The organism is Pleurocapsa sp. CCALA 161, assembly GCF_003003995.1.
Lineage (GTDB): Bacteria > Cyanobacteriota > Cyanobacteriia > Cyanobacteriales > Xenococcaceae > Waterburya.
In genome coordinates this window covers 37,450-48,305 of sequence record NZ_PVWF01000031.1, presented here as the reverse complement: position 1 = coordinate 48,305, position 10,856 = coordinate 37,450, and the positions used below count along the sequence as shown (strand labels likewise).

General features: G+C 39.5%; 10 protein-coding genes and 1 pseudogene. 6 read left to right on the top strand and 5 right to left on the bottom strand.

The features are described 5' to 3' along the window. Window positions 1-143: 143 nt before the first annotated feature. The 3 genes and pseudogenes from C7B62_RS09760 to C7B62_RS09750 all read right to left on the bottom strand — a co-directional run bounded on the left by C7B62_RS09760 (window position 144) and on the right by C7B62_RS09750 (window position 2,396). Window positions 144-1,682 carry a glycosyltransferase family 39 protein gene (locus tag C7B62_RS09760; RefSeq protein ID WP_106235325.1) on the bottom strand — a complete coding sequence of 513 codons (1,539 nt, stop codon included), beginning with the start codon at window positions 1,680-1,682 and terminating at the stop codon, window positions 144-146. An 87-nt stretch (window positions 1,683-1,769) separates the two neighbouring features. Further along, window positions 1,770-1,838, bottom strand: a pseudogene (locus tag C7B62_RS27115) (GNAT family N-acetyltransferase); the annotation flags it as partial. 75 nt (window positions 1,839-1,913) lie between these two features. Beyond that, window positions 1,914-2,396: a glutathione peroxidase gene (locus C7B62_RS09750; RefSeq protein ID WP_106235313.1), complete on the bottom strand. Its 483-nt coding sequence runs from the start codon at window positions 2,394-2,396 to the stop codon at window positions 1,914-1,916. Between the two features lie 28 nt (window positions 2,397-2,424). On the opposite strand from C7B62_RS09750, the gene C7B62_RS09745 reads away from it, so the two are divergent. Both C7B62_RS09745 and C7B62_RS09740 read left to right on the top strand, forming a co-directional pair. Beyond that, on the top strand, window positions 2,425-2,658 hold the full coding sequence (locus C7B62_RS09745) for a hypothetical protein (RefSeq protein WP_199194128.1): 234 nt from the start codon (window positions 2,425-2,427) through the stop codon (window positions 2,656-2,658). 73 nt (window positions 2,659-2,731) lie between these two features. After that, window positions 2,732-3,340: a 6-phosphogluconolactonase gene (locus C7B62_RS09740; RefSeq protein WP_106235311.1), complete on the top strand. Its 609-nt coding sequence runs from the start codon at window positions 2,732-2,734 to the stop codon at window positions 3,338-3,340. A 243-nt stretch (window positions 3,341-3,583) separates the two neighbouring features. Here C7B62_RS09740 and glyS read toward each other — a convergent pair whose 3' ends face one another. After that, window positions 3,584-5,725, bottom strand: a complete 2,142-nt coding sequence (gene glyS / locus C7B62_RS09735; protein ID WP_106235309.1) for a glycine--tRNA ligase subunit beta — start codon at window positions 5,723-5,725, stop codon at window positions 3,584-3,586. A gap of 178 nt (window positions 5,726-5,903) precedes the next feature. Here glyS and C7B62_RS09730 point away from each other — a divergent pair, with 178 nt between their 5' ends. The 4 genes from C7B62_RS09730 to C7B62_RS27110 all read left to right on the top strand — a co-directional run bounded on the left by C7B62_RS09730 (window position 5,904) and on the right by C7B62_RS27110 (window position 9,798). Next, window positions 5,904-7,100, top strand: coding sequence for an RNA-guided endonuclease TnpB family protein (locus C7B62_RS09730; RefSeq protein WP_106235307.1), 1,197 nt, complete (start codon window positions 5,904-5,906; stop codon window positions 7,098-7,100). 487 nt (window positions 7,101-7,587) lie between these two features. Further along, on the top strand, window positions 7,588-9,018 hold the full coding sequence (locus C7B62_RS09725; protein WP_106235305.1) for a nitrous oxide reductase family maturation protein NosD: 1,431 nt from the start codon (window positions 7,588-7,590) through the stop codon (window positions 9,016-9,018). A 443-nt stretch (window positions 9,019-9,461) separates the two neighbouring features. Further along, window positions 9,462-9,620, top strand: a complete 159-nt coding sequence (locus tag C7B62_RS09720; RefSeq protein WP_199194127.1) for a hypothetical protein — start codon at window positions 9,462-9,464, stop codon at window positions 9,618-9,620. Beyond that, a complete protein-coding gene (locus C7B62_RS27110; RefSeq protein ID WP_106235322.1) occupies window positions 9,613-9,798 on the top strand; it encodes an ATP-binding protein in 186 nt (61 codons plus the stop codon). The genes C7B62_RS09720 and C7B62_RS27110 overlap by 8 nt, the downstream gene beginning before the upstream one ends. Window positions 9,799-10,038: 240 nt before the next feature. On the opposite strand, the gene C7B62_RS09710 is transcribed toward C7B62_RS27110, so the two are convergent. Then, entirely contained in the window at window positions 10,039-10,755 is a 717-nt protein-coding gene (locus C7B62_RS09710) for an alpha/beta hydrolase (protein ID WP_106235303.1), read from the bottom strand. Between the last annotated feature and the right edge of the window lie 101 nt (window positions 10,756-10,856).

Genomic DNA, 10,856 nt, shown 5'->3' with positions numbered 1-10,856 from the left:
ACTTGTTACTTGTTACTTGTTACTTGTTACTTGTTACTTGTTACTTGTTACTTGTTACTTGTTACTTGTTACTCGCTACTCGCTACTCAATTTTTTAAGTAACCTATATGAAACGAATTTAGTATCATCCTGTTGCTCTGTGCTTAATTTGCCCCTGATAAAGTATAAAGGTAGGCAGAAGCTCCCGTCTGCTCAAACGAGTCTCTTTTTTGACCGATGCGATCGAGATATTCAATTATTTCTGCTTTTTTTTCGGCATTTGCACGCAAAATAAACCAAACTCGATGATCTTTTAACGGTTGTAACTCTTTGCCCAAATCTTGCTGTAAATCTTGCTTTGGCTCATCGCTATCAAAGTTAACTGTGCCAAGAATATAGTCTATATTGCTATATTTTTTTAACTTCATGTAATAAGTAAAAGCTAGATTCCCTTCTGCATAAACGTATACTTTGTCTCCTGGTTGATTCTGCTGGGCAACATATGCCAACACTGGTTTAACTTCCTGTTTTAATTCAGGTTTAACAAGTAAGGTACTAGATCGATAAATTGGCAGGATCGTTAAAGCAACCAAAGAGATAATTCCTAACATTGCCATCAACCGAGTTCCTCTTGGGCTTTTGCCTCGATTTAGCTTATTTATTGGCGACAGCATCAAGACAATTCCTTCCGCTACGATCATCATGCCGAAAGGTGCTAAAAATAGAGTCAGACGATCTTGAAAAGGATATTGATGAAGATAAGCAGCAAGTATGGTAGAGACAAATGGAGCAATTAAGGCAAAAAAGAGCGTCCGATTGTGGCGATACCAGGCAATACAGCCGATGATAAAAGCAAAAATACCAATGGCATCGGTTATACCTAAAAATCCCATGGGATGATAGAAAAACTTAGCTAAAACATCGAATAACCACAAAATATCAGCAAATGAATCTGGATATCGCCCTGCCCAAGAAGAACTTAGATCTTCATTGTTCACAGCATCGGCAATATTAATTAAGTAGAACAAACCGAAACTAATCAACCAGGCAGAATAAATTCCCAGACGATTGATGATAATTTTGCCCCAGGATCTTCTCGAAGCTGTGCCCAAATTCCATCCCTCCATTCCTGCCATCACTAAAACCGCAGGATAAGAAAGCCAGATTGCTAAACTACCCAAAGCAGCAAAACCCAGCATCTCTCTAACTTTTAAAATTCGATGTTGAGCTTCAACTATAAACCAAAACAGAATTAGCGCGATCGCTACATCGCTAGAGTAAGGTTTTAATTCGGTGGAGAAGTAAACAGTAAACTTAGTACAGGCAAATAAACACAGAGCGATAGGTGCAGCCCAAGTTGAACTATATCGGCGCACCAAACTATAAAACACTCCCAAAGATATAATGCTGGCAATAAACGGCAATAACCTGAGAGCATATTCGCTGTTACCCCACAATTGCGTCGCCAGTTTCTCAATCCAGAGAAAACCCAGAGGTGCTGACTGATTATAATCTAGGGTTTGAGATAACTCTCCATAAGAGCGATCCAGAATGTTGACAACTAAACTAAGTTCATCTCCCCAGAGCGACCTATTACTAAGATATTGAACGGTTCGAACTAAAATACCCCAGAAAATGACCGCTAAAGCTAGATAATTAGCAAATTTAGTCCAGTTTACTTGATTTAAATTATTGTTTGACACCGCAAAACACTCAAATAGTTTCACTCATTAAACATCAAACATAGTTAGCTGGCAGCAATTATCTCAAAAACTACATAGAATTCATTTGCTATCTTCAAGGGCTGGATCGATAATCTGAATAAATCCAATGGGACGACCATCGATTTCAGCAATTAACTATATAGATTGCATGTCACATACATTTCATTAAGCTGCTACGTAGTGACATCAAGTTGGGTAATAACGCTAAATTTACTTGGCGAGTTCCGCTTCAACTGCCTGAATTAACTCAGCAGAAGTAGGAGCGACACCGCTACCAAAGCGAGCGACAACATCACCCTGTTTGCTAATGAGAAATTTCTCAAAGTTCCAGGCGACATCGCCTTTTGGCTCTATAGCGTTGGTGAGAGTTTGGTATAAAGGATGTTGCTCAGACCCCTTAGCATGTACCTTATCCATCATGTCAAAACTAACACCATAGCTAGTTTCACAAAACTTAGCAATCTCTTCGTTCGTTCCAGGCTCTTGTGCGCCAAAATCATTACAGGGGAAGCCCAACACTCTTAAGCCCTTTTCGCGGTAATCTTGGTTTAGCTGCTCTAATCCTTTGTATTGGGGAGTATAGCCACAATAAGAAGCAACATTGACAATTAACAATACCTTACCCTGATAGTCAGCAAATGTTTCAGATTTGCCTTGGATGTTTTTGACGGCTATATCGGATATATTGCTCATATTCTCCTAAAAACTCGATTAATTAAAGATGTCAGATCGTACTCTATCATCCCTCGATACTCAGGTTATCAAAATTGGTGACTTATCTGTCAGGGTTGCTGCTGACGCGATGGAATTAACCCAAGATGTAACGACACTGGCACAAGATTATCTTCAATCATTGCTTGAGCAACAAGAAACTGTCAGGATCATCTTAGCAACAGGCAATTCGCAGCTAGACTTTTTAACAGCGATCGCCCAAGGAAATCTACTAGTAGTCTGACAATTTTAAATTGAAGAGTTGAGATCAGGTAGTAGGTAGTAGGTAGTAAGTAGTAGGTTAAAACTCTTGACTTTTGACTTTTGTACTAACTATCCCTCAAAACAAATTTGATGCCCTACTAGATTGGTCGCGGATTATTTTTTTCCATCTCGATGAGTATCTGGGAATAGCTGCCGATCATCCTGGTAGCTTTCGCTATTATTTATATCACAAGGTAGAACAACCGCTAAAGCCACGGCAATTTTATTACCTCGCAGGAGATGCTCAACAACCCTTAAGAGAATGCGATCGCTATCGTCATTTATTACAGCAGCAAACCATTGACCTTTGTATGTTGGGTATTGGAGACAACGGACATCTAGCTTTTAATGAACCTAGCGTCGCCGATTTTAACGATCCACAAGTAGTAAAGTTAGTGAAGCTGGAAACAAAGACGCGCCAGCAACAGGTAAACGGAGGCTACTTCAGAGATTTAGCAGCTGTCCCCAGCTATGCCTACACTTTAACTATTCCTACAATTTGCGCTGCCAAGCGAGTATTTTGTTTGGCGGGAGGAAGTCATAAGACACAAGTGGTTAGACAGACTCTCAAACAGGCGATCGCGCCTAATTTCCCCGCAACTATCTTACGTACTTTGCCTCACGCAACTTTATTTTGCGATCGCGATTCTTTCAGCAGATAAATAGGTAGTAGGTAGTAGGTAGTAAGTTTTAAATAATACCTAATGTTAAAATTGAGTTGCGAAACTTAATCTTAACTATAAATTCAGTTCTTAATTAGAAAAAATAAAAATATTAGTTTCAATTACCAAAAAATTAAAAGCTCAAGAAAATTAACCCACTACCTACTACCCACTACCCACTACCCACTACCCACTACCCACTACCTAGTCTTAGCAGATTGATTAGTGCGTAACATCAGTTAATCACTCTTTAACGATCGCCCCAAAATCAGCTAAAACTCTAGCGTGATTCCGCAACAGCGCCAAAAGATTCAAGCGATTGCGTTTAACATCAGGATTTTCTGCCATAACTAATACGCTATGGTCACCATCAAAAAAGTTACTTACTACAGGAGCAATTGTCGTCAAACCCTCAATTAATGATTGATAATTCCGCTCTTGTTGTGCTGCTTCTGTCTGGGATAATAAATCACTGAGGGCTTGATAAAATTCTAGTTCAGAAGACTCTTCAAACAGTTCGGGCTTAACTAAGCCTTGAGGATCTAGAGTCTGTGTATCCAAATCTCCTTGACTTGCCAGACGTGATGAACGATTAATCGTTGCGTAGATCTCATTTAGTCTGCCGTTTTTGCGGGCTGATTGTAAAAATAAAGCGCGCTCTCGAACATCTAATAAATCTTCTAAAGCTCTTTGAGTGTATTCAGGATCATTATCGCCCACCACCCCATTGACTAGATCGTAATCTACTTGCAATTCGTCTTGCAGTAGTGTCCGTATTCGTTGCCAAAAGAATTCTTGTAAAGCTGTTAAGGGAGATTGGCGATCGCTATGGGCGGATACAAAATCGGCTGAACCCTGCTCTAATAATTGATTAAGATTAAGTGGTAAATCTGCCGACCAAATAATGTTCACGATGGCGTTAGCTGCCCGACGCAGGGCAAAAGGATCGGATGAACCAGTCGGAATCAACCCTAGACCAAAAATCCCGATTAAAGTATCCAGGCGATCCGCCAAACCAACCACCTGACCATTTAAGGTGGTGGGCATAATATCATCTGCGCCTTTAGGCAAATAGTGTTCAAAAATGCCCTTGGCTACAGTTACCGACTCACCACTAACTATTGCATATTTTTCCCCCATCACCCCCTGTAGTTCAGGAAACTCATAAACCATCTGGGTGACTAAGTCTGCTTTGCACAGTAAAGCAGTGCTTTCAATCTCATTTTGCTGCGATTCATCGGCGCTTAACTGTTCGGCAATCATTCTTGCCATATCAATAATGCGGTCAACTTTGTCCCGCATCGAACCTAAATCTTCTTGAAAGGTAACGTTCTCTAACTCAGGCAAATAGGTATCTAAATGCTCATCACAGTCTGCCTGATAAAAGAATTGTGCATCTGCGAGTCGGGCGCGAATAACTCTACCATTTCCTTCGGCAATAATATTTTGCTTCTTGGGATCGCCATTGGAAATAGTAATAAAGTTGGGCAACAAAGCCCCACCTTGCTCCTGATGAAGGGGAAAATAACGCTGATGGCTAACCATTACTGTCTTGATTACTTCCGTTGGTAAGGTAAGAAATTCCGCCTCAAATTTACCTGTAACTGCGGTGGGATATTCAACTAAATTAACAACTTCTGCCAGCAAATCTGGGTATATTTCTGCCTGTGCGCCTATTTCTTTAGCTCGCGCTAAGATGTCTGCTTCAATCTTTTCCTGTCTAACCTTAGAGTCTACTTCTACAGCAGCAGAACGCATGGTCGCAACATAATCTGTTGCTTGAGCAATTGCGATCGCCTCAGGATGTAATACTCTGTGTCCGCGAGAGATGCGATCGCTTTGAATACTTGCTGAACCATTAACTAATTCTAAGGGTAGAATCTGGCTATTCCATAACGCCACCAGCCAGCGAATCGGGCGAGGAAAACGTAAGTCACCATCTCCCCAGCGCATAAAACGTTTACCTTCTAAACCAGTAATCCAATCTAGGCATAGGTCTGGTAGAATCTCTGTTGTCTGACGACCTATAATCTGCTTTTGGATAAAGACAAATTCGCCTTTGTCAGTATCGCGAATTTCTAAATCTTCCAGGCTCACCCCCTGCTTACGGGCAAAACCCTCGGCTGCTTTGGTAGGCTGACCATTTTTGAATGCTGCTGTTGCTGGAGGGCCTTTAATTTCTTCTTCTCGATCTGCTTGGCGATCGGGAATGTCCTGAAGTAATACGGCTAGACGGCGAGGAGTTCCATAACACTCAACTTTGGCAGGATTAAGAAATTGCGCCGATAAACTATGAGAAATTTTAGTCTGCCATTGCGCGATCGCACTACTAACAAAATCTGCGGGTAATTCTTCTGTACCGACTTCCAACAAAAAATTAGCCATAAACCATAAAAGAGATCTGCTTACTGCCGTATCGTATCGTTTAAACAGGATAGCAGTTATCCGTAGTGCATTTTTAGTTATCAGGAGAAATTGGGTTTAAGACCTCCCCCTTCTAGGGGGACTTTATATTTTAGGTTCATTGTGTTAAAATGTAAGAGTTGTTAGACAAATATTACAAATGACTGAACGCGCCTACAAATATAGGTTTTACCCAACGCTCCCCCAAGAGAATCTCTTGCGTCGGACGATGGGCTGCGTTCGCTTGGTCTACAACAAGGCTTTGGCAGCCAAAACTGAAGGATGGTATCAGCGACAAGAAAGGGTTGGCTATAATCAAACCTCTTCTATGCTTACCGATTGGAAGAAAGAAGAAGATCTGGTTTTTCTGAATGAAGTTAGCTCCGTGCCACTTCAGCAAACCTTGCGCCATTTGAGCAAGGCGTTTGAAAATTTCTGGGCAAAACGAGCCAAGTATCCCAACTTCAAGAAAAAACGAAACGGAGGTAATGCTGAATTTACCCGTGCAGCTTTCAAATACCGTGATGGGAAATTGTGGCTTGCCAAGTGCAAAGAACCGTTGCATATAGTTTGGTCTAGGCTTTTGCCCGATGGCACTAGTCCCTCTACTGTCACAGTCAAACTTGAGCCATCTGGTAGATGGTTTGTTTCTCTGTTGATAGATGACCCAACTGTTCAACCATTGCCACCAACTGATAAAAAAGTTGGTATTGATGTTGGCATCTCTAGTCTGTTGACTACCAGCGATGGAGAAAAGATAGCCAATCCTAAGCATTTCAATCGGCTGTATCAAAAGCTTAAAGTCGCGCAAAAGTTGTTGAGTCGGAAAACCAAAGGCTCGAACAACCGATATAAAGCAAGACTTGAAGTAGCTAAGATACACGCCAAAATTAAAGATGCTCGTACTGATTTTTTGCACAAGTTGACTACAGGCTTGGTAAGAGCCAACGGCGTAATTGCTATTGAAGATCTTGCCATTAGAAACATGGTCAAAAACCATAAGCTGGCTCGGTCTATCTCCGATGCTGCTTGGGGCGAAATGTTTCGTCAACTTGAGTATAAGTGTGAATGGTACGGGCGAAAACTGGTCAAGATTGACCGCTTTTTCCCTAGCAGTAAGCGATGTAACCATTGCGGTTTCGTGATGGACAGCTTGCCCTTGGATATTCGCAGTTGGGATTGTCCTAGCTGTAAAACCATAGGCATCGACAGAGATATCAATGCTGGAAAAAACATACTTGCTGCGGGACTCGCAGTGATCGTCTGTGGATCGGACATAAGACCTAATAGACATAGTTCTAAAGGGCAGTTGAGCAAAACCCGCAACGCGGGAAGGAAACAGAAACCTAAGTCGTGAGTCTTAGGAATCCCCACGCTTTTAGGCTGGGGAGGATGTCAATCCTGCCTAACCAACAAATTCTGAAGATTTTGTTGGCCCAAGCCAAGAGTTAATTCTCAATTGAATAACGATACATTATAAATCTTTGAGTTACTATCAGAAATCTATATCTACACTCGGATAGATACAAATAGACATAAGGTAAGCTTAAACAAATATCTAGCAATTTAGGGCAATAACGCTTAAATTCGGTCATTTTCTTCGAGTTACAATGTCACAAAAATATACAAAATATTGTCGATCTATGATCGAATTTTTCACAATGTGTCCTTGAAGTTATCCGAATTTTTATCTTTCTCCTGCTAGGTTTTCTAGGTGTACAAATTGCCAGAACATTGTGCAAAAGCACCCTGGTCAGAATTATCAGCAAGACATACCGTCAAAAATAGTCTTGATTTTCCGTTTCTGACCGTAAAAAATACAAATCTTAATTTAGAATAAAAACATGCAAGATTCCTTAACTACTGAAACTACTGAAAACGTTGATTCAACTTATGTTGACAATGCTGGCAGCACGGAAAATTCAGGAACTAACGATAGTTTATATAGTGGAGATACAAATACTCCAGAAAGTGAGGTAAGCGACTCGGTCTTTTACGACACGACTACTGATCAAACCACTACCGATCAAACTGAGATTGATCAAACCACTACCGATCAAACTGAGATTGATCAAACCACTACCGATCAAACTGAGGTCGATCAAACCACTACCGATCAAACTGAGATTGATCAAACCACTACCGATCAAACTGAGGTCGATCAAACCACTACCGATCAAACTGAGGTCGATCAAACCACTACCGATCAAACTGAGGTCGATCAAACCACTACCGATCAAACTGAGGTCGATCAAACCACTACCGATCAAACTGAGGTCGATCAAGATACGACTGTTGTAGCAGAAAATGGTGGCAACGTTATTAATGTTGATAATGATTTTGGCGGCGATCTAAAAAGTGCGATCGCAGCAGCTAGCGATGGCGACATAGTTGAGTTAGGGAACAATACTTATTCTGCTTCAGGAGTTACCATCGACAAGGACATTACACTTGATGGTCAAGACGGTACGGTAATTGATGGTGGCGGCTCATCTGAACCGATTTTAAACATAACTCAAGATGCTGATGGTGCAACGATCCAAGATCTGGAATTAACCAATGCTAATATTGGTATTAACAGTTATGGGGCAACGGATCTAACTTTACAAAATTTAGATATTAATAACATTGGTATTAGCCAACCAAACACAGACGGTCAAAACAATACTGGAATTAACCTCGACAGTGCCGATGGATTTCAGGTTCTCAATTCCACCATCAGTAATGTAGGCAGAAAAGGTATTGGCGTTGGCGATACTAGGGGAGGTACAATCAGTGGCATTACCGTACAGGGTGTTAATTTAGCTGCCCAACATCCCCAAAACCATGATGCTGGTGGGGCTAAGTTTTTTAACACTACTGACGTTACTCTTAGAGATAGCAGTTTTTCTAATATTAATGCCCATTTCATATGGAACGATACCACCCATGGCACTACAATTGAAAACAATACTGCCCAAGGTGTTGGCAATGACTATATTGGTTACGGCTCGAATTCGAGTATAGGATTACCTATTTACGGTCTTTATAACGAAAAAAGTGAAGATTCGTATGTTAGTAACAACAACATTAGTGCTATTGATGGATTTACAGCTTTTAACTCCACAGAATTTTCTACTCAAACGCAAAGTCTTGACACCAACGAATTTTCAAGTCTAGAGACTGGTTCTACAGACTATTATGCCAATGAGCAAGCTGAAATACTGGTGGCCACAACTGAAGATCCATCACAGGCTGGTTTTGAGTTGTTTGCCGCGGAATATAATAGCCAGTAGACGAGGGCGTAAATAAAGTAAGCATCGAATAATCTGTAAAAGCTAATAAATCAATACTTATTACTTACGCGCAGCGGTACTAGGCTCTTATTTAGTCTTAAAGCTTCTAGTTTAGTCGTGAAACCTGTTGAGTATTAGTGCTTGTAAGTCACAAAAGCTTTTCCTAAAAGATTCACTAAAGCACTAGCTCAAAATATTAAGTTTAAGGTTCTAACTAAAAGTTCTAATTCAAATAAAAATTAAATTCTCATGTGTTGTTGATTTCATGAGTAAAACAAGAGTCTTTCTAATCATATTAGGGAGACTCTTTTAGTCAAGATAATATTGCCAACAAGAACTCTATTAGAACTAAATTCACGTTTTAATTAAAAGCGATCGCTTGGAAGGATGGATTAAAAACAGTTTCGTGGAATCTAATTATCTTTGTTGGTGCAGCTTTAGTCTTGAAAGAGGCGTTAATCGAGTCAGATGCAGCCCAATGGATTATTGAGCGCCTGTTTACAGCTTGTGGTATTGTTGGGGCTGATTCTCGCTTATTAATTTTGTTGGTATTGTCTTTAATCTCCTTTACTTCGCATATTTACATGACTTCTCATTGGTAAAGGTATCGAACAACCCCTGGTTGAACAAGTTTTCAATTCTTCAAACAATTTATCAGATAATATTGGCGTAGGACTAACTTTAACCAAAGCGATCCTTAAACAGCACGGAGGTAAGTTAACCATTAACGGCGAACCAGGTAAAGGAACATACGTTCGCATTCAAATTCCTTTTCAATGAAGACACTGCTTGCTTGGCTAACTCATGGTTTTTTTATTTTAGTTCTCGGAAAGTGACATAAAAGGATTAATTTTAGCTTTCATGGATATTTGAGCCTTTTCATTGACTCTTAGAATATTTTGGATCTTTCCAGCTACTTTTAAGAATTGGTATTATTTTAGCTTCTTATTATTCTTTAAATTACCAACAAGAACTTTGAGAATTAAGATCGAGTTAATTAAATTATTTTTAAAATATTTATTATCTATTATCTAAATCAACAATTTTTTGAATTAAATTAGAAATGTGTTCAGCCTGACTCATGATCATTAAATGTCCGCCATATTTAACGTTGAAATCTTCATGAACAAACTGATAAGGAAAAATGCGATCGCGTTCACCATGAATATGGTAAATATTTTCAGGAATTAATTCGTTTTTCCAGGTAACAATCTGATGAATTGCCCATTTTACGAATTGAGCATCAGTGTCAAACAAAATAGCTTTTAGTAGTTTACGTTCATCAACAGATTTTAAGCTAAAAAACCAGCTAGCAATAAATTGTCCAATCCAGAGTATAAATTTAGCAGGTAAGAGCAAATAAATTGGCAGCCAACGAAATATCTTAAAATAGAAAGGTACTTCCTGATAATTCTTTGTACTAGAAATTAAAATTACTTTTTCGGTAGCAATTTGCTTGGACATTTCAACAGCAATAATTCCTCCAAAAGACAAACCAATTATTATAGGTTTTTCAGCTTTTATTTGACTAGTTAAGCGTTGAGCATAATTCTCAATACTTTCTCCTGTTTTCGGTTTTAACCATTTAATATGTATTGGCTGGTAGCCTTGAAGTTTCAACTTTTGAAATACTCGCTCGTCTGCACCCAAACCGCTAACACAGTAGATATCTTTAAGAGCATTTTCTAGCTTTTCGTCAATTGTTGGTTGAGAATTCTCTTGATTGCTACTGTCCACAACAAATAAAATTATTGTTAATAATCGCTTAGAGTTTTTAAATTGCTCGACTGGAATAGTTAATAATTATTAGAAATTTAAAGATACAAGATTAAGCGATT

Excerpts from the sequence above, each read along its gene's own strand:
- C7B62_RS09750 (WP_106235313.1), bottom strand. The coding sequence starts at position 2,396 with ATGAGCAATATATCCGATATAGCCGTCAAAAACATCCAAGGCAAATCT.
- C7B62_RS09745 (WP_199194128.1), top strand. The coding sequence starts at position 2,425 with ATGTCAGATCGTACTCTATCATCCCTCGATACTCAGGTTATCAAAATT.
- glyS (WP_106235309.1), bottom strand. The coding sequence starts at position 5,725 with ATGGCTAATTTTTTGTTGGAAGTCGGTACAGAAGAATTACCCGCAGAT.
- C7B62_RS09730 (WP_106235307.1), top strand. The coding sequence starts at position 5,904 with ATGACTGAACGCGCCTACAAATATAGGTTTTACCCAACGCTCCCCCAA.
- C7B62_RS09725 (WP_106235305.1), top strand. The coding sequence starts at position 7,588 with ATGCAAGATTCCTTAACTACTGAAACTACTGAAAACGTTGATTCAACT.